Source organism: Inquilinus sp. OTU3971 (genome assembly GCF_038440215.1).
Genome location: NZ_JASATH010000474.1, coordinates 1 through 263 on the forward strand (window position 1 = coordinate 1; position 263 = coordinate 263).

Here is a 263-nt window from a genome sequence, read left to right on the forward strand (position 1 = left end):
CCGGGCCGTCGCGGAACAGCGCGTCGACCGGGTCGTCCGGCCGGGTCGGGTTCCACGAGAACCACAGCTCCGACCCCGGCTTGCGGATGGTCGGGCGCAGCAGTTCCAGGCTCCGCCTCGACAGCGACTGGGCCTCCTCGACCCAGGCGATGTCATAGCCCTCGAGCGATTTGATGCTCTCGGCGGTGTGGTTCTGCATGCCCTGGAAGATGATCCGGCCGCCACCGGGCGCCAGGATCCGGTCGGCCTGGACGGTGAAGGCC

At 70.0% G+C, this 263-nt stretch carries 1 protein-coding gene; it reads right to left on the bottom strand.

The window, feature by feature from the left end:
* On the bottom strand, positions 1–263 hold a 263-nt coding region (locus AAHM41_RS40480), incomplete at both ends, for a phage terminase large subunit (RefSeq protein ID WP_342242297.1).